The sequence below is a fragment of the Pseudogracilibacillus sp. SO10305 genome (genome assembly GCF_037072005.1).
Taxonomy (GTDB): Bacteria; Bacillota; Bacilli; order Bacillales; family Amphibacillaceae; genus Pseudogracilibacillus; species Pseudogracilibacillus intestinigallinarum.
Genome location: NZ_JAXHDE010000001.1, coordinates 80,853 through 103,357 on the forward strand (window position 1 = coordinate 80,853; position 22,505 = coordinate 103,357).

The 22,505-nt window shown below is 33.6% G+C and carries 24 protein-coding genes; all 24 read right to left on the minus strand.

The features are described 5' to 3' along the window. Window positions 1-25: 25 nt before the first annotated feature. Window positions 26-811, minus strand: coding sequence for a CheR family methyltransferase (locus tag SPD45_RS00460; protein ID WP_336265612.1), 786 nt, complete (start codon window positions 809-811; stop codon window positions 26-28). 66 nt (window positions 812-877) lie between these two features. After that, window positions 878-1,324, minus strand: coding sequence for a nucleoside-diphosphate kinase (gene ndk, locus SPD45_RS00465; RefSeq protein WP_336265613.1), 447 nt, complete (start codon window positions 1,322-1,324; stop codon window positions 878-880). Window positions 1,325-1,432: 108 nt separating this feature from the next. Further along, on the minus strand, window positions 1,433-2,410 hold the full coding sequence (hepT, locus tag SPD45_RS00470; RefSeq protein ID WP_336265614.1) for a heptaprenyl diphosphate synthase component II: 978 nt from the start codon (window positions 2,408-2,410) through the stop codon (window positions 1,433-1,435). Window positions 2,411-2,451: 41 nt separating this feature from the next. Further along, window positions 2,452-3,159, minus strand: coding sequence for a demethylmenaquinone methyltransferase (locus SPD45_RS00475; RefSeq protein ID WP_336265615.1), 708 nt, complete (start codon window positions 3,157-3,159; stop codon window positions 2,452-2,454). 3 nt (window positions 3,160-3,162) lie between these two features. Beyond that, window positions 3,163-3,945, minus strand: coding sequence for a heptaprenyl diphosphate synthase component 1 (locus SPD45_RS00480; RefSeq protein WP_336265616.1), 783 nt, complete (start codon window positions 3,943-3,945; stop codon window positions 3,163-3,165). A gap of 209 nt (window positions 3,946-4,154) precedes the next feature. Further along, window positions 4,155-4,430: an HU family DNA-binding protein gene (locus SPD45_RS00485; RefSeq protein WP_336265617.1), complete on the minus strand. Its 276-nt coding sequence runs from the start codon at window positions 4,428-4,430 to the stop codon at window positions 4,155-4,157. Between the two features lie 265 nt (window positions 4,431-4,695). Then, window positions 4,696-6,174: a stage IV sporulation protein A gene (gene spoIVA / locus SPD45_RS00490; protein ID WP_336265618.1), complete on the minus strand. Its 1,479-nt coding sequence runs from the start codon at window positions 6,172-6,174 to the stop codon at window positions 4,696-4,698. A gap of 165 nt (window positions 6,175-6,339) precedes the next feature. Then, a complete protein-coding gene (locus SPD45_RS00495) occupies window positions 6,340-7,050 on the minus strand; it encodes a hypothetical protein (RefSeq protein ID WP_336266050.1) in 711 nt (236 codons plus the stop codon). Window positions 7,051-7,079: 29 nt separating this feature from the next. Then, window positions 7,080-7,277, minus strand: a complete 198-nt coding sequence (locus tag SPD45_RS00500) for a DUF2768 domain-containing protein (protein WP_336265619.1) — start codon at window positions 7,275-7,277, stop codon at window positions 7,080-7,082. Between the two features lie 221 nt (window positions 7,278-7,498). Beyond that, window positions 7,499-7,759 (minus strand): stage VI sporulation protein F, encoded by a 261-nt coding sequence (locus SPD45_RS00505; protein WP_336265620.1) that lies wholly within the window; start codon window positions 7,757-7,759, stop codon window positions 7,499-7,501. Window positions 7,760-7,811: 52 nt separating this feature from the next. Next, the gene (locus SPD45_RS00510) at window positions 7,812-8,819 is read right to left on the minus strand and encodes an NAD(P)H-dependent glycerol-3-phosphate dehydrogenase (RefSeq protein ID WP_336265621.1); all 1,008 of its coding nucleotides are present in this window, start codon (window positions 8,817-8,819) and stop codon (window positions 7,812-7,814) included. A 12-nt stretch (window positions 8,820-8,831) separates the two neighbouring features. Then, complete coding sequence (der, locus tag SPD45_RS00515) at window positions 8,832-10,142, minus strand: ribosome biogenesis GTPase Der (protein ID WP_336265622.1); 1,311 nt, start codon at window positions 10,140-10,142, stop codon at window positions 8,832-8,834. Window positions 10,143-10,233: 91 nt separating this feature from the next. Then, window positions 10,234-10,815, minus strand: coding sequence for a YphA family membrane protein (locus SPD45_RS14360; protein WP_442961968.1), 582 nt, complete (start codon window positions 10,813-10,815; stop codon window positions 10,234-10,236). 111 nt (window positions 10,816-10,926) lie between these two features. Then, window positions 10,927-12,054 carry a 30S ribosomal protein S1 gene (gene rpsA, locus SPD45_RS00520; RefSeq protein WP_336265623.1) on the minus strand — a complete coding sequence of 376 codons (1,128 nt, stop codon included), beginning with the start codon at window positions 12,052-12,054 and terminating at the stop codon, window positions 10,927-10,929. Window positions 12,055-12,561: 507 nt separating this feature from the next. Next, entirely contained in the window at window positions 12,562-13,260 is a 699-nt protein-coding gene (cmk, locus tag SPD45_RS00525) for a (d)CMP kinase (protein ID WP_336265624.1), read from the minus strand. 99 nt (window positions 13,261-13,359) lie between these two features. Next, window positions 13,360-14,697, minus strand: a complete 1,338-nt coding sequence (gene ypeB, locus SPD45_RS00530) for a germination protein YpeB (RefSeq protein ID WP_336265625.1) — start codon at window positions 14,695-14,697, stop codon at window positions 13,360-13,362. Between the two features lie 15 nt (window positions 14,698-14,712). Next, entirely contained in the window at window positions 14,713-15,435 is a 723-nt protein-coding gene (gene sleB / locus SPD45_RS00535) for a spore cortex-lytic enzyme (RefSeq protein WP_336266051.1), read from the minus strand. A gap of 116 nt (window positions 15,436-15,551) precedes the next feature. Then, window positions 15,552-16,529 (minus strand): YpdA family putative bacillithiol disulfide reductase, encoded by a 978-nt coding sequence (locus SPD45_RS00540; protein ID WP_336265626.1) that lies wholly within the window; start codon window positions 16,527-16,529, stop codon window positions 15,552-15,554. A gap of 98 nt (window positions 16,530-16,627) precedes the next feature. Continuing rightward, entirely contained in the window at window positions 16,628-17,911 is a 1,284-nt protein-coding gene (locus tag SPD45_RS00545; RefSeq protein WP_336265627.1) for a Glu/Leu/Phe/Val family dehydrogenase, read from the minus strand. Between the two features lie 122 nt (window positions 17,912-18,033). Then, on the minus strand, window positions 18,034-18,957 hold the full coding sequence (locus SPD45_RS00550) for a D-alanine--D-alanine ligase (RefSeq protein ID WP_336265628.1): 924 nt from the start codon (window positions 18,955-18,957) through the stop codon (window positions 18,034-18,036). 93 nt (window positions 18,958-19,050) lie between these two features. Continuing rightward, a complete protein-coding gene (locus SPD45_RS00555; RefSeq protein ID WP_336265629.1) occupies window positions 19,051-19,344 on the minus strand; it encodes a hypothetical protein in 294 nt (97 codons plus the stop codon). A 9-nt stretch (window positions 19,345-19,353) separates the two neighbouring features. Continuing rightward, window positions 19,354-19,920 carry a CPBP family intramembrane glutamic endopeptidase gene (locus SPD45_RS00560; RefSeq protein WP_336265630.1) on the minus strand — a complete coding sequence of 189 codons (567 nt, stop codon included), beginning with the start codon at window positions 19,918-19,920 and terminating at the stop codon, window positions 19,354-19,356. A gap of 4 nt (window positions 19,921-19,924) precedes the next feature. Continuing rightward, entirely contained in the window at window positions 19,925-21,448 is a 1,524-nt protein-coding gene (locus tag SPD45_RS00565; RefSeq protein ID WP_336265631.1) for a RecQ family ATP-dependent DNA helicase, read from the minus strand. After that, window positions 21,445-22,503 (minus strand): helix-turn-helix domain-containing protein, encoded by a 1,059-nt coding sequence (locus tag SPD45_RS00570; RefSeq protein ID WP_336265632.1) that lies wholly within the window; start codon window positions 22,501-22,503, stop codon window positions 21,445-21,447. The genes SPD45_RS00565 and SPD45_RS00570 overlap by 4 nt, the downstream gene beginning before the upstream one ends. Window positions 22,504-22,505: the final 2 nt, after the last annotated feature.

The window sequence follows — 22,505 nt, forward strand, 5'->3', positions numbered from 1 at the left end:
TTTTGAACATATAGACAATGAATGCCTATGTCGTAAATGAAGATCGTTTTTCATAAAAAAATGTATCATATATTTTAAAACCATATGTACTCGGTTGAAAAATCTGTTCTGTACTTCCAACGAACAGCACACCATTGGAAACAAGCGCTTCACTAAAATTTTTATACACTTGTGCTTTCGCTTCATCTGTAAAGTATATCACGACATTTCGACAGACGATTAAATCATTATTTGCCGGATATGTATCATGCAATAAATTATGTTTTTTAAATGTGACCATGGACTTTATGTCATGATTTAATTCATACACATTATTTTTATATGTAAAATATTTCTTTATTAATTCATTTGGTAATTCTTTTAACGCTACTGCAGCATATTTCGCCTCTTTTGCGCGTTTTAATGCTTCATCATCTAAATCAGTTGCCAATATCGTTACACGTAATTGAGGAAAATATTCTTTTAACATGATTGCTAAACTGTACGGTTCTTCTCCAGTCGAACAAGCAGCACTCCATATTTTCATTTGACGTTTTCCTTCTGTTAATTTCGGAATAACTTTTTCCTGTAAAACATTCCAACGTCTTGGATTACGATAAAACTCTGTCACATTAATCGTCATTCGATCCATAAATTCTTCCATTAATGTTTCATTTTTGACCATTGCATCAAAATATTGAGAAAATGTTGTATATCCACGCTTATTTCTTAATGATGTTAATCTTCTACGCATTTGTTGTTCCTTATACAACTGTAAATCGATTCCTGTTTTATCATAAACTTTTGCTATAAACTGTTCATAATCTGCCACTTATTTGTCCTCTTTCAAATGTAAATAGTAGAAAGCCTCCGTAAAATACAGAGGCCACATAGTTTATTAATAGATCCAATCTTGATCTTGCTTTGTATACGATGAAATTTCGTTTTCGTTAAACCATAAATTAATTTCACGCTCTGCACTTTCAGGTGAGTCAGAACCGTGAATAATATTTTTTCCAACTGTTAATGCATAATCTCCACGAATTGAACCTGGAGTAGCTTCTTGTGGGTTCGTTGCACCAATCATGTTACGTGAAGTTTTAATAACTTCCTCCCCTTCCCAAACCATTGCAAAAACTGGTCCAGAAGTAATAAAGTCTACTAATTCACCAAAGAAAGGACGCTCTTTGTGCTCGCCATAATGCTCTTCAGCTAATTCGTTTGAAACTTGCATTAATTTTGCACTTACTAATTTAAATCCTTTTTGTTCAAAACGGTTTACAATCTCTCCTACTAATCCTCTTTGTACCCCGTCAGGTTTAACCATGATAAAAGTTTTTTCCATTGTAATTTCTCCTCTTTTCGTAAAATTAATTTCTCCTCTTATGTGTAAATAACATAATTCGATAAAATTTTATCAAATTATGGCGTTAAATACAATTAAAGATAAAAGTTAAAATCTTCTCTTTCCAATAAGCTTAGCAATTGTTTCCAAAGTTTTCCGAGCTCTGTTCATCGGTAAACTGTCTAAACAGTGTAAAGCCTTTTGTAAATATAAATTACTTAAATGGTAGGAACGATCAATCGCATCGGTCTCTTTTAATTCTTCTAAAATAACATTAATATTTGATTCATTTACTTTATTCGGTTCATCAAACAAAGAAGATAATCGGGAATAAAAACGTTCATTTTCCATTGCATATAAAATTGGCAAAGTAACGTTTCCTTGAATTAGATCGCTGCCTGTCGGTTTTCCAAGTTCTTTTTCCGAAGCTGTAAAATCTAATATGTCATCAATTATTTGGAAGGACATCCCTACATTATACCCATATCGATACAATAAATTAGCTTCCTTTTTTGTAGCTCCACTTGCAATTGCACCTAATTTACAACTTGTTGCAATAAGTAAAGCTGTTTTTCGTTTAATTCGTCGTAAATAATTGCGTAAATCTTGTTCCACATTATACTTATCTTCGATTTGAGCAATTTCACCTTCTACAACTTTCACTAATGTTTTGGATAATGTTTTATGTAATGATGGATTTTCCACTTCTGTAATTAATGTGAGTGACTTCGCTAACATATAATCTCCTGTATACATTGCCGCTCTGTCTCCATATAATTGTTTTACAGTTGGTTTTCCACGTCGTAGATCTGCTTCATCTACAACATCATCATGCACAAGTGTTGCCATATGAATTAATTCTAAGGCGATTGCTACTTTTTTAATATGTAGTTCATGTTCTTTAAATTGACCGAAATGGCCCGCTAATAAAACAAAAACTGGACGGATTCTTTTCCCGCCCGCACGTAACAGTTGAATAGAAGCCTCCTTCAATAAAGGGTGCTCTGCATCAATTGTATTCGCTAATTCATTTTCGATTTCTTGTAGGTCTTTTCTTAAAAAGCCATAAATATTTGCAAGTTTCATTACATTTCACCTTTTTATTATAAAAATCAATTCGTAGCTTTTCATCGTTTAATCGCCATATGCATTGCAGCGACACCACCCGAATACCCTTTCACATATACTTCCGGAAATCCTACTCGGTGAAACATTTCTTTCAATGTTTGTTTATCTGGAAAATCTCTTGCTGATTCTTGGAGCCATGAATACTCTTCATAACTTTTCGCAAATATTTTACCGAACAGTGGCATAATAAAACGAAAATACAATAAATATAATTGTCGATAGCCAATTAAAGTTGGTTGGGATGTTTCTAAACAAACAACCTTCCCACCAGGTTTCACGACACGATACATTTCTTGAATGACTTGATTGTAATCTGGAACATTACGCAAGCCAAACCCTATCGTAACATAGTCGAAGGAATTATCAGCAAATGGAAGTTCCATTGCATTTCCTTGCATAAATGTTACATGCTCAACATGCGCATTTTCCTTCTTCTCTTGTGCAACCTTTAGCATATTTTCGCTAAAATCAAGTCCTATCACTTCTCCGTTAGGACCTACTGCTTCAGCAAGTGATAATGCCCAGTCTCCTGTACCAGTGCATATATCCAATGTTTTGGCGCCTTTTTCTACGTCCATTTTTTTCATGACATTTTTTCTCCAAGCGATATGACGTTTGAAAGAAATAATCGAATTCATCGTATCATATTGCTCCGAAATTTTTTCAAATACACCATGTACTCGTTCTTCTTTTGTTTGTCCAGTCATCTATTACCCTTCTTCCACAGCCGTTGTATCTATCGTAACGTTTAATTTTTCACACATATAATTTCGCAATTCTATGTCTACAAATGGTTGTCGCAATTGCTCAACAAACTTTTCTTTCAAATTGTTCGTTTTCTCTTTAACGTATTGCTCCATTTGCCGATCGGACAAATATTGTTGTGCAAACCGTTCTATATAAGAAACTTGGCCATTCATCCATTTTTCATTTTCTGACATTAAACGACTTAATGTTAAAAATTGTTTAATAATCGAAAACGTGTCCGTATCCATTCTTGTTTCATGGACGACTGCTTCCAATAAGAAAGTCTCTATTTTTTCAATCGTTTGAACGAATGAATCAAATGAGACACAATCATTTTTATATAACTTCATTTTTGCTTCGTTAATTTGTTCAATCGCATGTGCTAACGTTCGAATCATTGCGATATCTTCTAAATCTGCTAATAAGTAATAATATAGACCACTGTAAAAGTCTCCTGCTAAAACAGTAATCTGTTTTGTTGTTTCCTGCATAGGAGCTGCAAATTCTGATGGAATGGTTTCATGTGTATCTAATGCCATTTGCACAAGCATAATCGATACCATATATGGTTGTTTTAGGTCGTCCTTTACAGAAGATTTTTCATATAAGTGATGTAACACAAATAATTTATCTGAATCGATAAAGGGCTTTTGAATAAATCTCTCCACGTATGGATGTTCTGTTTTATTATATATCATTGTTTCAATTTCATTAACTTTCGAACTTAAAGTGCGCACGTAAACCACCTATGCCCTTCTATTCCTCATTACTCATAGTATAGCACAATAAAATAACATATAATAAATGATATTTTACTAAAACTACTTCTCATATTATAACAACATTGTATATTAAATAAAAGTAAACAAGTCAATAAAGGAAGAGAGGTCAATTTTATATATGAAATAAAAAAAGATGTGTAGTTAAACTACACATCTTTTTAAAGCTCTATGTATTAGTTTTTAACAGCATCTTTAAGAGCTTTACCTGCTTTAAATGCTGGAACCTTACTCGCAGGAATTTCAATTTCCTCACCTGTTTGTGGGTTACGACCTTTACGTGCTGAACGCTCACGTACTTCGAAGTTACCAAAACCGATGATTTGTACTTTTTCACCTTTGCTTAGTGAATCCATGACTGATTCAAAAACTGCGTCCACAGCTTTTGCAGCGTCCTTTTTAGAAAGTTCGCTTTTTTCAGCTACTGCATTAACTAAATCTGTTTTGTTCATGATATTCACCTCCTCAACGAAATTATAATTTGTCTACTACAAATTATTTGAAATGTTTAATACATCAACTTTACACTTTGGATGAAAATATTGATGTAAAGCTATACTAACCGACTTTCTCATAAAATTCAACATAAAATCTGTAATTTATTATTTTTTTTATTTTCAGGCATTTGTTTGGGGCAAAAATTGCCAATTCAAACAAAAATAGTAAGAAAATAGTGACTTTTCTCACCATTTCCTTACTATTTCCTACGGTCAAATGTCATAAAATAATCGCAATCAACCCACCTGAACCCTCATTTATTATTTTTTCTAGCGTATCTTTTAATTTATATCGAGCATTTTCCGGCATTAAGGCAATTTTTGCTTGCATACCATCTTGCACAATGGTACTTAATGATCGACCAAATATATCTGAGTCCCATACGGATAAAGGATCATCTTCATAATCTTGCATAATATACTTCACTAATTCTTCACTCTGTTTTTCCGTCCCTATAATTGGAGAAAATTCTGAAGCAATATCGACTTTAACCATATGAATAGACGGTGCAACAGCATTTAAACGCACTCCATATCTTGGACCCTGTTTAATGATCTCTGGTTCATCTAGTGACATATCTTCTATCGCTGGTGCTGCAATACCATAACCTGTTTGTTTTACCATTTGAAGGGCGGATGCAACTTGGTCATATTCTTTTTTAGCAAATGTTAAACTCTGCATTAACGCTAATAGATGATCCTTTCCAGTGATCTCTTCTCCTACAATTTCTTGTAATATTGTATCATATAGATGTGGTGGTGCTTCCATATTGATTTCGGCTATTCCTTCTCCCATTTCCATATGAACTATTTGTGCATGTTCAATATATTCATGGGTTGTCAATTGTTGTACAATTTGATCAACATCTCTTAAACGTTTTATATTTTGCACGGTTGACTCCATTAAACCTTCATATGTTTCTTTTAACCAATGTTCCTCGTCTAATACGGTCACCCAACTAGGTAAATTAATATTTACTTCTAACACAGGGAATTCTAACAATGCTTCTCTTAAAATATTATATATATCCTTTTCTGTCATCGTTTCAACATTTACATTAATGACTGGAACATCATAATATTCCATTAATTCTTGCCGTAACGCCTCTGTTTCAGGCATTGTCGGGGTGGCAGAGTTAATGACAACGATGAAAGGTTTTCCTACATCTTTTAATTCTTCTATTACTTTTTCTTCCGCCTCTACATAACTGTCACGACCCATTTCACCAAAAGAACCATCCGTTGTTACGACAACTCCTATTGTAGAATGATCTTGAATAACCTTTCTTGTCCCGATTTCAGCCGCATCATAAAATGGTATTGATTCATCATACCATGGTGTATGTATCATTCGTGGTCCATTTTCATCTTCAAAACCTTTCGCACCATCAACTGGATAGCCGACACAATCAACCATTCGGACATGAACTGGTAAACCCTCTTCTAAGTTTAATGAAACTGCTTGATTTGGTACAAATTTCGGTTCTGTAGTCATAACAGTTCTTCCTGCAGCACTTTGTGGTATTTCGTCAAGTGCACGCATTTTTTCGTTTTCATCAGCAATATTAGGTAAGACAACTAATTCCATGAATTTTTTAATAAAGGATGATTTACCAGTTCTAACAGCGCCGACGATACCTAAATATACATCTCCATCTGTCCGTTTTGAAATATCTTTAAATAACTCTACTTTATTCACATATATTCCCTCCCATACGATTCACACAATATAACATGCTATTACATACGTATGTTGTAATCGGAATGAAAATTACCTCAATTCAAAAAAACACCTTTAAAACGAAAAAAAACGCTTTAAAGATGTTTCATACATCGTATGATAGAGGACATTTTACTCGATGTTTTATTTAACTAAAAACTTCGGTTCATTTCCTTCAAGTGTGTAAGGTAACGAGTAAGTTGGAACAAATGGTGCATTATCTGTTAAAATTGGACGAATATCATCGCCTTCTTTAAAATCATGCTCATATTCTTCTAACATTTTCGCTAAATCAAGACGGTAATCGATAAATAACTCGCCATCAGCATCGATGATAAACGGTAAATTTTCTGAAGAATATGGACTTACGACATATGGCTCACTTTTATAACCTAACTTTTCATAATTTAATCGGAATACTCCTTTTTCAATTTGTTCTCCAAATGGTGGATATGTATTTTTCACTCGGTATTCATTTAATTTTAAATTTACTTCTCTAAGCTTGTCCGTTAAACGCAGGTCAATTAACTTTACCGCAACAGCATCTTCCGGATCAATAAGTACATACTGATAGACTCCACCATTTTCATAAGCTGTACCCGGAATTTCTGCTAAATATTGTTCTTCTCTTAACTTAGTAAAATCTACTACATATTTTTCATATAAAGAAACATCATTTTCTTTCGTTTTAATTGGTACAATTCCATTATTGTCTTCTTTATATTGTTCCACTGCTGATTGCACCATTTCAAGTTGTGCCTCATTCGGTACTTGATTTTTTGCTAATTCACTTTGAGGATATAAACAGCCAGTTAACATCATCACTACCATACAGGCAGTTAATAAACGATACATTTTTTTCACAAATATTACCCCTTTTTTTCTTACATTGTCGGTCCACTAATAACAATATATAGTACAATTAATCCACCAACAAATAAACATATATAGGCAATGAATGAAAAGATAAAACTAAAAATACCTTTTAATTTTTTTCTTGCTAACGTTATAAGTGCAATTGCCAAAATTAATAAACCGATGCCTATAAATGAAATAATTTCATTAATTTCTGCTGCAGACATTTTGTCACTCCTACCATTCATAAATTCCTTCATCATTATAACATATTTCAAGTAGGATATACTTGTTCCACCTATTTAAGATTGGCTAAGAATGATTTCATAAACCATCCTTAGCCTTCTGACTAAACAACCCCTCAGCATCTCATACACATGCATGCTCGTAATAGTATATACTATGTCGTCTTTCATTTACATGTATATTTATTTGCCTATCTAATGACCTATTTCGAAAAATATCGCTGCAAATGATCTGTCGTTGTCGGTGCGTCTCCATTTAAGATCGCTTGCACAATTTGGTTTTCTACATCCTTCGATACAGTATGCCCTGTTAAATGTGACAATTGACGGACAATTGTTCGAATAGCCTCCTCATCTTGTAAGGATGCATGTTGCAAACTATTTGCGACTTGAAATATTTCATCCATTGATATTTGACTGTTTCTCTCCATATATTCCATCATATTTTTAAGTGCATCATCCATTAAAAATCCCTCCTTACTGTCAACGTTAGTATATGTAAAAAGGGATAATTTGTTATTGATCTAATTCTTTTTTACGTTCTCTACGCATTAATTGCTCCACTACTTCTTTTGGATCTTCATCTTCAAATAGAATACTATACAATCCATTGGTTATCGGCATTTCAACGTCTTGTTCTACACTTAACTGATATGCTGCCTTTGTCGTACGAATTCCTTCGACTACCATTCCCATATGGGATAATACTTCATCCACTGTTTTTCCTTTACCTAATAAATTACCTGCACGCCAATTACGACTATGTACACTCGTTGATGTAACAATTAAGTCACCGACACCACATAACCCTAAGAATGTTAATGGGTTTGCCCCCATCGAAGTACCAAGTCGAGTAATCTCAGCCAAACCTCGAGTAATTAATGCTGCCTTAGCATTGTCACCGAAGCCTAAACCGTCAGATAATCCTGCACCTAATGCAATAATATTTTTTAAGGCGCCCCCCAACTCTACACCAACAACATCATCACTCGTATAGACTCGAAACACTTCGTTGATAAACACATGTTGCACTAATTTTGCATGTGAATCATTTTTAGAAGCAACGGTTACAGTAGTTGGCTGACGCAGTGCAACCTCTTCCGCGTGGGATGGTCCAGATAAAATAACGATGTTTTCTTGCTTACATATCGGCAATTCTTCTTCAATAATTTCAGAAATTCTTTTTAACGAATTTGGTTCAATTCCTTTCGAAGCATGTACGAACACAGTTTGAACGGAAACAATATCTTTTATTTTTGCACAAACTTCTCGAATCGCACTTGTAGGTACAACAAACAAAACAATATCTGCATCTTGTACCGCTTCTTCTATATGTTCATATCCTATTAAGTTTTTTGGCAATGTTATATTTGGCAAATATCGTTCATTGCCGTGTTTTTCGTTTATCTCTTCTACTTGATCTCTTCGATGCGACCATAAACGGACATCATGACCATTATCTGCTAAAACGATACTTAGTGCAGTACCCCAACTGCCTGCACCTAATACTGCTATTTTCTTCATCATAATCCCCTCTCACGCTCTTCTTCGTGCAATAATATGAATTGGTGTACCTGTAAAACCAAATGCTTCACGAATTCTATTCTCAATAAAACGTTTAAATGAAAAGTGAACAATTTCTGGATCATTCACAAATAAAACAAATGTTGGTGGTTTTACACCAACTTGGGTAACATATAACACCTTTAATCGATTCCCTTTCACTGTTGGCGTCGGATTCATTGCCATTGCATCCATTATAATATCATTCAATACATTTGTTGGAACCCGTTTAGAATGACTTTCACTTACTAATTTTACAATGGGTGTTAATCTTTGTAACCTTTTTTTTGTTTTTGCCGATAAAAAGATGATTGGTGCATAATCTAAAAACGGGAATTGTTCACGAACCGTTAATTCAAATTCTTTCATTGCAGTCTCGGATGTTTCCACCGTATCCCATTTGTTTACAACGATAACAATCCCTTTCCCAGCATCATGGGCATAACCCGCAATAGTTTTATCTTGTTCCCGGATACCAGTGTCGGCATCTAATACTACTAAAACAACATCTGAGCGTTCAATTGCTCGTAATGCACGCAGAACACTATATTTTTCTGTCGATTCGTACACTTTCCCTTTTTTACGAATCCCTGCCGTATCGATTATGACAAAATCTTGATCATCTTTATGAATGAATGTATCGATTGCATCACGGGTTGTCCCTTCCATATCACTGACAATGACTCGGTCTTCATTTAAGATAGCATTTACTAAAGAAGACTTTCCAACATTTGGTCGTCCAATTAAACTAAAGTAAATCGTATCTTCATCTTTCTCTATTTCTTCTATTTCCGGAAAATGATGCACAACTTCATCAAGTAAATCACCAAGTCCTAAACCATGTGTTCCAGAAATAGGGAATGGTTCTCCAAAACCTAATGCATAAAATTCATAAAGCAATTCGCGCATTTCAACATTATCAACTTTATTTACAGCTAAAACAGTTGGTTTATTTGATTTATATAGAATTTTTGCTACTTCTTCATCTTGTGCTGTAATACCGTCACGACCATTCACGATAAAAATAATAACATCAGCTTCATCGATCGCTATTTCAGCTTGGTTTTTAATTTTTTGTAACATTGGTTCATCCGATATTTCGATTCCACCTGTATCAATTAAATTAAAAGACGTAGATAACCATTCAACTTCTGCATAAATTCTGTCTCGTGTAACTCCAGGTACATCCTCAACAATCGATACTCTTTCTCCAACTAATCTATTAAATATGGTTGATTTTCCTACATTCGGTCGTCCGACAATTGCTACTGTTGCTTTTCTCATAAGGAAGTACATTCCTTTCTATTTTCTAATTATCATAAATCTTTATCCATTTTAGCAAATACAAGCCATTATCACAATTTCTATGTACATATTATCGATTCATTATGTACGAAAAGGAGTGACAGCAAACCTTTTTAATAAAACGAAACCCTAATAAAAAAATAATAGTTAATTGTATCATCATATATTGTTTATACATCCCATACTCATTGTGCAATTGATACACTACTAATATTGTTTCATAAAATGTTTTACCAAAAAATGTACCAATCCACGTAATATATATTTTCCTTCGAAATGTTCCAGGTATGAGAAGTGCAAATAATGCCATGTATATAGGAAGCGTCATGAAAGAAACATAGGTGAACAATATTGGATTAAGCAAGGCAAATAGTTGCAAGGAAGTATAAAAAATCCCTATCATAAAAGTATAATAATAATCGCCCTTTTGAAATTTCTCTTTCATAAAAAGGAATAAAACAAAGAAGACAAACACTATTTCAGACATATTGATTGTTACTTGCTGGACCGAAAACGAAAATGTTCGAACACTCAAAAATAATAAAAGTACTCCTAAATAAACGTTTTTATTAGGAAATTTTGTATACGCAAATAGAATAAAATATAAAAACCAAAAAGACCAATAAAATAAAAATGGTGTTTCTATTGTCATCACCGCTTTTTATTTTAGTATTGGCAAATTAAACATGTCGTAAACGAGGAAAAACGTTAGATTTCAGGTGTCCCAGTGTGAACACATCTAAAATACTAACGTTTTTATACATTACTCGTTCTTGTAATCATCTAATTGTTGTCCAATGATATCCCCTAATTGGAAACTAGACGAATCTTCATCTTTTTCATATTGTTCATAATCACTTTTTTCTTGTTGTACTTCTAATTCCTTCATACTTAATGAAATTCGTTCTTCTTGCTCGCTAACTCCAAGTACTTTCGCTTTCACCACTTGCCCTACTTCTAACACTTCATCTGGTGTACCAATATGGCGATTTGCGATTTGTGAAATGTGTACAAGTCCTTCTACACCATCTTCAATTTCGATAAATGCTCCGAAAGTAACGAGACGTTTTACTGTTCCCTCTACGGTATCGCCTTCATTAATTCGCGTTCCAACACCTGACCATGGACCAGGTAACGTATTTTTATACGATAAAGAAATTCGTTCATTTTCAGGATCAACAGAAAGTACTTCTACTTTTATCTCATCACCTTCATTGATGACATCTGTTACTTTATCAACATGTGTATGTGCAAGTTCTGAAATATGTACCAATCCATCTACTCCACCGATATCGACAAATGCTCCGAAGTCGGTAATTCTTTGAACTGTTCCATCTAAAACTTGACCTACCCCAATAGACTGTAATAAATTTTGTTTTTGTTCAGACTCTTCTGATTCCACTACAGCACGGTGTGACAAAATCACTCGATTTTGTTCTTTATCAAGGTCGACTACTTTTACGCGTAATGATTTATTTAAATAATCAGCAAAATCTTCTACAAAATAAGTCTCCACTAATGATGCTGGTATAAATCCTCGTAAACCTACATCAACAACGAGACCACCTTTTACTATTTCTTTTACTTCCGTTTCAAATACCTCGCCAGATTCTAATTTTGATTGAAGATCTTCCCAAGCAATCTCGGCGTCAACTAATCTTTTGGAAAGTACGACTTCTTCATCATCGACCTTTTTAATTTGTAAAGTTAATTCGTCTCCTTCTTTAACAACATCGCCAGGAGATTCAACATGAAGATTAGATAACTCGCTGATTGGAACAATTCCTTCAGATTTAAAACCGATATCTACTAATACATGTTTTTCTTCGATTTTAACGACTGTACCTTTTACCGTATTACCTACTTGTAAATCATTGTTCATTTCTTCCATCAGTTACTCACTCCTAAGTCCACAAATTAAAAACTATTGGTTCGGTTGATGAACCTGAGACGTATATTAGCCACGAAGCACATTCAAGTTATTTTGAATGGTATATGTATCTTGCTAAATATGTTCCTTCTTATGTTATGACTAAATATAACATATCCTCAGTTTCATTTCTTATAGTATAACATGAAAACGCATTACTTTATAATATCTTACTATAATATTTGAAATATTTACACTTTTTTACGTTTTTATAAAAAGTATGTAACTATAAAGATGCATGTTTTTCCATGTCTTATGAAAAGGAAAATAAATCCTTCTTCATCTTCTACCCTTTTAGTAAGAATTGATAACCATTTTTCTATAAATTGTGCAATATAAGGGAAACAAGACTTGCTTACGTATACATTTGTACAAGTCTTATTTCCCTTCATAATTTTGTCTGTTTTCTTACAGTTATGTATGAAAAGCTATTTTATCGTCAATGACCATCTAAATAAAAAGGAAAAATTATTCATTTGAAACGGCATTTTTAAATGTTTGAACAGTATCAATTGCTAAAATTTTCTCGACCACTTGTTCGATAGATAAGGATGTCGTATCAATTTCAATTGCATTATTTGCTTTTATTAAAGGAGATACTTCACGATTCATATCTAGCTCATCTCGTTCTTGTATTTCCTGTTTTAATTGTTTTAAATTAGACGAAAATCCTTTTGCAATATTTTCTTGATGGCGACGTTCTGCCCTTTCTTCTACAGAGGCAATTAAAAATATTTTCACTTCTGCATCTGGCAGTACATGCGTACCGATATCTCTACCATCCATGACAACATTTTGATTTGCCGCTAATTGTCTTTGTCGTTCTACCATTTCCTCACGAACGAGACGATGTGTTGCAACAAGTGACACATGATTCGTGACATTTTCTTCCCTAATCGTCATCGTAACATCTTTTCCATCGACAAAAACTAACTGACCATTTGGCGATTGTTGTAATGTAATACTCGTGTCATGTAATATATCCATTAATGCTTTTTCATCTGTTAAAGATACATTATTTTTTAAAGCAACATATGTTAATGCACGGTACATTGCTCCTGTATCAATATAAATAATCGATAAAGCTTCCGCTAGCTGTTTTGCTACGGTACTTTTTCCAGCTGCTGCCGGCCCATCGATTGCAATATTTAATTTCTGTTGTTCCATCATTGTTCCCCCTACTTATTTCAACTAGTACTATTGTATAAAAAAAACTTGGCAAATGCCAAGTTTAAATGTATATGCAATTTAATTACACGAATACAATCATCCCATCATATCAAAATTCATTTCTTTATTACTTAATTTTTCTATTTTTTCTTCAGCACCTGATTCCGCATTGATAAATACTCGATATGTTTCATTATTCATCGTTCCTATAAATTCATATGCCAAAATTTCATCCCCTCGGTCATTTTCCACTATAGCAAGATTATCTTCTTCAATTTGAATGTTTTCATGTATTTCCTTTTCTGCCTCTTTTTTCGAAAGTTTTGGTTTTTCTATGTTTCGATTATGATGATTTCTTACATAATCATATGCTTGTAGCCCGATAATTTCACCATCATCTAATGCAACTTTTACAGATACCGTATCAGGAAAAATTCGCACATCGTTCTGTACGTGAACAAACTTATATAATCCAATATTTTGAAACTGTTGTGTTTCATATAAATCCATTGTTTCAAAATCAAAATCCTCCAAGAATTTTTCCGCTTTTATTTGCCCATCATATAAAGAAACAGTCGCCTCATTTACATCCCTATCAATTAATAATGATAGTGGATATCCACCATTTTCTGTCATCTCCACATACATATAAAGATCATCCAATTCACTCGTAAAAGAATATGTTTGTATTGGTGCATCTTGTTCACTTTTCGTTACTGTTAATGGTTGATCTTCTTCAATTGAAAATAAATGGCGTACCTTTTTTTCGATAGATTCCTCTGATTCTTTTTTCTCTTTTAAAAGACCATATTTATTGTCCTCATTTTTCGCAGTTTGTAATAAAGGATTATTTTGCTCACTAAATTTAGTTATATGTCCATCTACCGCTTTAAAACCGTCGATAATTTCATGTTCTTCCTCGGAACCATCTGCTAATAATTGATCGATCTCTACCCATTTTAACCCATCATTTAGTGTGACATGTTGCATTTTTCGTAAGTTATCTTTCACTTCTGCAGATTGTTCATATAAATCTTCCAATGTTTGTATTTCTTCTTTATTTAAAGGTTCATCATCTAAATCACGGATAGATGTTTCATACGTGAAATTACCTACATCGTGTAGAAATTGTTCCGTGTCATGAACTGGTACAAGGTCTAATGGAAGTTGACTTACATTTCCTTTTGCCTCTGATGTTACCTTCCAAATTTCAACGAACTGTGGCGAAAGACTATCTTTGGAATTCATTGCTAAAGATGTCCCGATATGATCGTGAAGAAGGTCCATATGGTACGTCAATTCATGGAATGCTCGTTGATAATTATTTTCAACAGAAGTAAGAAAATTTTCCTTTTCCTTATTTGAATTATAAGCAAATACCGATAATCCAATTACACCAATTGCGAGGACACCAATTACTATATTTCGTATCATTGTCTTGTCCCCTTCCTATTCACAAAAAATATGTTTCCCAATTTTTTTAATTTGTGGACGTGTCCAAATCCATGGCGATGTTGCAGTATCAGGATTAAAATAGTATATGGCGTCTCCAGTTGGATCCCAACCATTCATCGCATCTAATACAGCACGTTCTGCTGTATCATTCGGCGTTAACCATATTTGTCCATCTGCTACTGCTGTAAAAGCGCGTGGTTCAAAAATAACTCCTGAAATCGTATTAGGAAAGTTTTCGTGTTTTACGCGATTAATAATAACTGAAGCGACTGCCACTTGTCCCTCATAAGGTTCTCCCCTAGCCTCTCCATATACTGCATTCGCCATTAGTTTAATATCGTTTTGCGAAAATCCATGTGGTACATTTGTGGCAGTTGGTGTGACTTCTGTTTCGTTTTGTGTTTGTTTGTTTGGTGTAGCTTGATTTGTCGTTTGATACATTTCTTTTTTTGTTTGTTCCCGGTCATACTTTGTTGCTCTTACTAGCTTTTCTTTCGTTGCACTTCCAGCCATACCGTCAATCTCCATACCGAACTCATATTGAAAATTACGTAATGCCCAATATGTACTCCACCCAAATACTCCATCAATTTCCTTCGAATAAAAGCCAATATGCTTTAATCTCGCTTGTAATTCGATGACATCTTCGCCAACAGCCCCTTGACGAATTACTTGGTCTGTAAAGGCTTCAGATTTCAATGGGGCAAACATAAACATGAAAAAAAAGGATACAATCCAACATAATATATAGTAGCGTTTTTTCATTTTACTCCTCCAAATAAATGTGCTACTTGTATATTTTGTTAAATGACCCTTTTTATACATTCTTTTATTTATTTTTTACACTTTTCAATGATAGCCGCCGCAATTTTCCCACCATGAAATCGACCATTCTCTATAAATGTTTCGTTTCCATTATATCCAGATATTATAACACCTGCGACATATATATTTTCTATGTTCGTTTCAAAAGTTGCATCATTTTTGATTGGTCTACCAGTTTCTTTATCAATTTGTATATGACACTTTTCTAAAAACGATATGTTTGGTTTATAGCCTGTCATCGCAAATATAAAATCATTCGGGATAGAATATTGTTTTCCGTCCAGCTCATATATCATAGTCGTTTCTTTTATTTCCAAAACATTAACGTTAAAATGCATTTGAATTTCACCTTTTTGAACGAGCGAATCAAATTCCGGTAAAATCCACGGTTTTATACTTGAAGAGTAATCTTTTCCACGGTAAAATACTGTGACGTTTGCTCCAGCATGATACAATTCTAATGCAGCATCCACTGCAGAGTTTTTCCCACCAATGACCGCCACATCTGTTCCGAAATATGGATGAGCCTCTTTAAAATAATGGGAAACCTTTTCTAAATGTTCTCCTTTAATGCCCATCCATTGAGGTTGATCATAATATCCTGTTGCCATAACGACGAATGATGCTTCATATACGTGTTGATGACCGTTTTTCAACGTTGTTACGCTAATGCGAGTTGATTCTTTTTGGACATCGATCACTTCTTCATATGGATGAATACGTAAGTTATTTCTTTTCACTACTTCTCTATAATAACTTAAAGCCTCCATACGTACCGGCTTTGAGTTTGGGGATACGAAAGGCATATTTCCAATTTCTAATTTTTCACTCGTACTAAAAAAAGTTTGATGTGTTGGAAAACGATATATTGTATGGACAATATTTCCTCGGTCAATAATTAATGGATCATAGCCCGCTTCTTTCAAGTAAAGTGCTGTAGATAAACCACAAGGTCCAGCACCTACAATAATAATTTTTTCTTTCATATATAAGACCTCCAAATGTTTTAAAAAACATGAAAAAACCGAACGATTAAGATGAACAAAGGTGTTCATTTAACGTTCGGCATTTATCCTTGTAATTGTTATACCCATCCACGATATCTTGATGCTTCGGCCATTTTTCGAACACCGACCATATAAGCTGCAAGACGCATATTAACACGACGTGTTTGGGCAGTATGATAAATTGTATCAAAAGATTTCGTCATTACTTCATGTAATCTTTCTTCTACTTCTTCCTCTGTCCAATAATACCCTTGATTATTTTGTACCCATTCAAAATAAGATACTGTGACACCACCTGATGATGCCAACACATCGGGAACGAGTAATTTTCCACGTTCATTCAATATTTTTGTCGCTTCCATTGTCGTAGGTCCATTTGCCGCCTCGACAATTATATCTGCTTTAATTTTATGTGCATTGTCGGCAGTAATTTGATTTCCAATTGCTGCCGGCACTAAAATATCACAATCTAATTCTAATAACTCTTTATTTGAGAGAGTGTTATTAAACAATGTTGTTACCGTTCCGAAACTATCGCGGCGATCTAACAAATAGTCAATATCTAATCCTTCTGGATCATGTAATGCACCATATGCATCAGATATTCCAACAACTTTAGCTCCTGCCTCATGTAAAAATTTCGCTAAGAAACTTCCCGCATTTCCAAACCCTTGAACGACAATTCGTGATCCTTCCAGATCAAGTTCACGCTTTCGAGCAGCCTCTTCAATACAAATTGTTACACCCTTAGCAGTTGCAGACTCACGTCCATGAGAACCACCTAATACAATTGGTTTCCCTGTTATAAAACCTGGATTATTAAATTCATCAATCCGGCTATATTCGTCCATCATCCATGCCATAATTTGAGAATTTGTAAATACGTCTGGTGCTGGAATATCTTTTGTCGGGCCAACAAACTGGCTAATCGCTCGTACGTATCCACGACTCAAACTCTCTAATTCACGAAACGACATTTCTCTCGGGTCACAAATAATACCGCCTTTTCCACCACCATAAGGTAAATCAACAATTCCTGCTTTGATGCTCATCCAAATTGCTAATGCGTTTACTTCATCTTCATTTACATTTGGATGAAAACGTACACCACCTTTTGTTGGACCGACTGCATCATTATGTTGCGCTCTGTATCCCGTAAATACTTTAACCGATCCGTCGTCCATTCGGACTGGGATACGAACTTTTAAAATTCGTAAACTATCTTTTAATAATTCATATACTTCATCAGGATAACCTAATTTATCTAAAGCGTCTTTAATAACCGTTCTAGTTGACGTTAATATATCATCATTTTTTTCATTTTCTTCTTTCTTAGATGCTTCTTTATGATCGGCTACCATACCGTTACCTCCTATGAAAACGTATCATATGTAGTATAACTCTTTCTTTAGTGTTAAGTATACACTTTTAAAGGAAATAATCAATGCTATGAAAGGAAGTTCTAACAAGCAATTTATTCATTTCACAAAGATAATTGGACAAATTGTTCGATCATCTCTTCATAAGAAATTCCAATGCTTTTTGCTGCATCTGGAAACAAGCTAGTCGGTGTCATCCCAGGAAGAGTATTCACTTCTAAAATATATGGGACTCCTTCTTCAGTTAGTAAGAAGTCTGCCCTTGAATATGTTTCACATCCTAAAATTTGATGTGCCAATACTGCATATGCCTGAATTTTTTCCGTTATATCCTTATCGATCCTTGCTGGGATAATATGTTCACTACCACCAACAGAATATTTTGCTTCATAATCATACAGTTCATTTTTCGGTATAATCTCAATAATTGGTAAAGATTTTTCTTTATGTATTTCGCCGAGTACAGGAACAGTTAATTCCTTTCCTTTAATAAACTGTTCTACTAAAATGTAGAGATCATTTTCAGCAGCTTTTTTAACCGCTTCTTTCGTTTCATTTTCATGACGAACAATCGTTAAACCGACCGTTGAACCTTCTCGATTCGGTTTAATCACGAACGGAAATTCAAAGTTTGCATGGATATGATCGACAACTTCATCGATATTTGTTTCTTGATCCATGCGGTATTGTTCCCCTTTCGCTACCGGAATACCCGCTTGCTCAAAAAGTTGCTTTGCTTTAAACTTATTCATTGCAACAGAAGATGCCATAACTCCAGAGCCGACATAAGGTATTTCTAACATGTCTAATAACCCTTGAACACAACCATCTTCTCCATGTTTTCCATGTAAGCCAATAAATACTAAATCAACATTTAATTCAATAACTTCTTGTAATCGTTCTGGATGAAAGTCAATTCCGATGACATCATGACCATTTTTTTCTAATGCTTCTATAATACCTTTACTTGAGGAAATAGAAACTTCCCTTTCGTTTGAAACTCCACCATAAAGGACAGCAATTTTCATCGTGTCCACTCCTATCATTTTTTATTCATATACAATAATATGATACCATTATTTATATATTGTTACTATTATTTTTTATGTGTATTTATTCATTTAATGTGTAAAAAAATAAATTATTTCTTCTCCAAAATAAATATACATTCCACCGAGAATAAGTATTAAAATGAAAAGTACGAATAAAAATCTTCCTAGTGGACGTTTGAGTGAGATTTTCAACTTTCTTTTTGTTGATAGATGTACTTCACTACGCGGAGGCAAACTTAATACATCAATTTCAACTAAGTCTTGTTTTTCAATTGGTTTTGTTTCTTTCTCATGTTCACTATTTACTTCCTGAAATAATTGTTGTAATTGTTTTGCTTGTGACTCTTTCAATTCTTCACTCATTTGTACTCCTCACTTCCTAAATTTTATGTATAATCCTAATAAAAAGTCTACGATGAAATGGAACACAATCGTTACGAGTAAGTTATTTGTCACTTCATATAGATAACCGATTCCAAAACTCGTTATAATAATGGCAATAAGTAAAACTGGCTTTTTCAAGTATCGAAAATGAACAATTATGAACAATGTACTTGCAAAAACAAAGCCAAAGGTCGTTTGAATGACTCCACGAAATAATACTTCTTCACTTATTGCAACAATCATAGAAATACAAAAAATATGAAAAACGGATTGGTTTTTAAAAACCCGTTCATTTATGCCCCCATCATCTAAATGATGTGCAGCGATTATTTTCGATAATATAATTTCAATTCCTACTAAGCCTAATGCTGGAACAACACCAAACAGTATAATTTGCATAAATTGAACCGAGAATAAGTATTTCCACGTGGAGAACGAATCGAAAAGAAATAAACTGAGCAACAAACTAATGATAATAAATATAAATTGTGTCACATACAACTGTTCTCTTATTTGTTTATCTGTTAAATTTTTGATGATTTCTGCCTGCTTCATTATATTATTCCTTTACTAAAAGTAATGACCTCAATTGTTCCATCCAATTTAACGGTTGTATAGGTGAATCGTTTTTCTGTTCAACATCCCAATGAGATAATTGGAACCCACAATTCGTACAACAATTTGTTACTTTGCTAATAGTTTGTTGGAATCCACGGTACAATTCTTCCCTTAAACATTTATCATACGTCATATACGATTGTAACTCAAATGCTTTTTCTTTCTTTAATTGAATTCGTTTTTGAATATATGCCTCCATATCTATCCAAATTGATGGTGGAATAATTTTTTGTACAATCATATTGCTATCCATCATACCATGAGTCTGTAATTGAAAATATAAAAAACGTATCTTTGTTGCCTTCATTCGAAATAACATTTCTACTTCTTCATCTTTTTGTGGTAATGGCTCCTTTTGCTTTATAAAAGGTTGAAGTATATCATTTATAACTAATAATTCATTCTTTGTCGGTAAATCTTGCTCGATTAATTGTAGTGGCAGATGAATATCTCCATCCTTATATAAAACAAAACTGACACTTTGTTCTCCATCTCTACCCGCCCGTCCAATTTCTTGAATAAACGCCTCAATATTCGATGGCATTTGATAATGAATGACTAAACGAATATTTTTTTTGTTAATTCCCATACCAAATGCACTTGTACAACAAATAATTTGTAGTTGATCATGCATAAATTGTTGTTGCACTTTTAGACGATCATTCGCATCCATTCCACCATGATAATAGGCGATAGATCGATGTCCTAAATGTAGTTGTAATGTTTGTGCCATCTGTTCCGTCATTTTTCTACTCGAAAAATATATAATTGTTGGTACTTTATAATTTTTTAACAATGAAACGAGCATATCTAGTTTTTCTTGATCATCTATTACTTTTTCCAATACTAAAGCTATATTTTCTCGGTCGATTTTATATAAATGTCTAGCCATATGATGTAATTGTAATTGCCGTTGAATATCATCTTGTACAGCAGGAGTAGCTGTTCCAGTTAACGCCAATACTGGCGGATCACCTAAAGCGTTTATTACCGTATGCAACCGTAAATAATCTGGGCGAAAATCATGCCCCCATTGTGAAATACAATGCGCCTCATCAATAACGAATAGCGAGAGTTTTCTACGATTGCATAGATCCAAGATCATTTGTTGTTGTATTAATTCCGGAGAGATATATAATAATTTATATGTATGGAGATGGCGCAATATATATTGTCTTTCTTCCCACGTTTGCATACTATGTAATGCCGCAACTTCTTTAAACCCAAAAGCTTTTGCTTCTCGTACTTGATCAATCATTAACGAAATAAGGGGAGAAACAACGATTGTCAAATATGGTAACACTTTTGCTGGTAATTGATAACAAATCGACTTCCCTGATCCTGTCTTCAACATTCCTAACACATTTTTGCCTTGTAACACATCACGAATAATTTCTTCCTGTCCTTCTTGAAATGAATCATAAGAAAAATGCTCCTGCAATAATGTTTGTAAATTTTCCTTCATTTGTTATCTCCCCCTTTCTTTTGCAAATATGTTAATGCTAAGCGGATTTGAAAATAGGTGATCGATGGACCAACATGATCCTTAATCGGTTTTAATTTAAATGTTTTTGTACGTTGAATCACATCATGTATTTCTTCTATCTTGTCTAATGCAATAAATTGTGTATATGGAAAATTCGGTTCATATAATGCAATTTCTACTAGATGGTCATAAATCGTATTTATTTTTAATTTACGTATAGAGGCAATTTTTTCTAATTGATGACCTTGTTGCCATAAATTGTATGTTTGTTTTGTAGAATGGGTTAATTTGGAATGAATTGTTTCACCACGAATTTCTTGTTTCATATGGTATAAAATAGGATGTAGATCAACGTTTATATGTTGTAAAATATAGTGAATAACATTTAACGTCTCCAACTCTATATCTGCTACAGATAAATTATACTTATCGACCAACTGTTGTTTGGATTGCCCAATGACCGTAGCACCTGTTAACTGATCTACGAATAAAGCTGCTCCTAGATCAGTAACTTGAAGTAACAAGCTACGTAATTCCATAAATAATTTGTCTAAACATTCATTTACTCGATCTTTCGTTTTTCCATATACTAATTTCACCCACTGCTCGACAGGTCTGTTTTCTATAATTGGAATATATTGCTTGTTTCCAACAGACTTATTTGTCCAAACTTGAATTAACAAAAGTAATCGTTCAAAAAAGATACGATCAATCTGCTCCAATTTCCCCCCATTTAAATGATACATAGAAATTTCATGTTGTAATTGTAAGATAGATTCATCTGTCATATTACATAATGTATATTGTTGTCCCACTATTTTCAGCTTGTCAGCTTCAACGAGTGAAAGAATTTCCCTATCATACACAGCTTTATCTAATTGTTTATAAATAGTAAAAAAACGATTCAAATGAAATAAATTTGCATCTTGAATCGTTTGGATCGATTGTTTTCCTTGTATAATATAATATGGTGAATTAGCGGAGCGTTCACCTTCCATTCTATACAAACAATATAAAATAATTTGTCGAAACAATG

Excerpts from the sequence above, each read along its gene's own strand:
- ndk (WP_336265613.1), bottom strand. The coding sequence starts at position 1,324 with ATGGAAAAAACTTTTATCATGGTTAAACCTGACGGGGTACAAAGAGGA.
- hepT (WP_336265614.1), bottom strand. The coding sequence starts at position 2,410 with ATGAAACTTGCAAATATTTATGGCTTTTTAAGAAAAGACCTACAAGAA.
- SPD45_RS00475 (WP_336265615.1), bottom strand. The coding sequence starts at position 3,159 with ATGACTGGACAAACAAAAGAAGAACGAGTACATGGTGTATTTGAAAAA.
- SPD45_RS00485 (WP_336265617.1), bottom strand. The coding sequence starts at position 4,430 with ATGAACAAAACAGATTTAGTTAATGCAGTAGCTGAAAAAAGCGAACTT.
- SPD45_RS00495 (WP_336266050.1), bottom strand. The coding sequence starts at position 7,050 with ATGTATCGTTTATTAACTGCCTGTATGGTAGTGATGATGTTAACTGGC.
- SPD45_RS00500 (WP_336265619.1), bottom strand. The coding sequence starts at position 7,277 with ATGTCTGCAGCAGAAATTAATGAAATTATTTCATTTATAGGCATCGGT.
- SPD45_RS00505 (WP_336265620.1), bottom strand. The coding sequence starts at position 7,759 with ATGGATGATGCACTTAAAAATATGATGGAATATATGGAGAGAAACAGT.
- SPD45_RS00510 (WP_336265621.1), bottom strand. The coding sequence starts at position 8,819 with ATGAAGAAAATAGCAGTATTAGGTGCAGGCAGTTGGGGTACTGCACTA.
- der (WP_336265622.1), bottom strand. The coding sequence starts at position 10,142 with ATGAGAAAAGCAACAGTAGCAATTGTCGGACGACCGAATGTAGGAAAA.
- SPD45_RS14360 (WP_442961968.1), bottom strand. The coding sequence starts at position 10,815 with ATGACAATAGAAACACCATTTTTATTTTATTGGTCTTTTTGGTTTTTA.
- rpsA (WP_336265623.1), bottom strand. The coding sequence starts at position 12,054 with ATGGAAGAAATGAACAATGATTTACAAGTAGGTAATACGGTAAAAGGT.
- cmk (WP_336265624.1), bottom strand. The coding sequence starts at position 13,260 with ATGGAACAACAGAAATTAAATATTGCAATCGATGGGCCGGCAGCAGCT.
- ypeB (WP_336265625.1), bottom strand. The coding sequence starts at position 14,697 with ATGATACGAAATATAGTAATTGGTGTCCTCGCAATTGGTGTAATTGGA.
- sleB (WP_336266051.1), bottom strand. The coding sequence starts at position 15,435 with ATGTTTATGTTTGCCCCATTGAAATCTGAAGCCTTTACAGACCAAGTA.
- SPD45_RS00540 (WP_336265626.1), bottom strand. The coding sequence starts at position 16,529 with ATGAAAGAAAAAATTATTATTGTAGGTGCTGGACCTTGTGGTTTATCT.
- SPD45_RS00545 (WP_336265627.1), bottom strand. The coding sequence starts at position 17,911 with ATGGTAGCCGATCATAAAGAAGCATCTAAGAAAGAAGAAAATGAAAAA.
- SPD45_RS00550 (WP_336265628.1), bottom strand. The coding sequence starts at position 18,957 with ATGAAAATTGCTGTCCTTTATGGTGGAGTTTCAAACGAAAGGGAAGTT.
- SPD45_RS00555 (WP_336265629.1), bottom strand. The coding sequence starts at position 19,344 with ATGAGTGAAGAATTGAAAGAGTCACAAGCAAAACAATTACAACAATTA.
- SPD45_RS00560 (WP_336265630.1), bottom strand. The coding sequence starts at position 19,920 with ATGAAGCAGGCAGAAATCATCAAAAATTTAACAGATAAACAAATAAGA.
- SPD45_RS00565 (WP_336265631.1), bottom strand. The coding sequence starts at position 21,448 with ATGAAGGAAAATTTACAAACATTATTGCAGGAGCATTTTTCTTATGAT.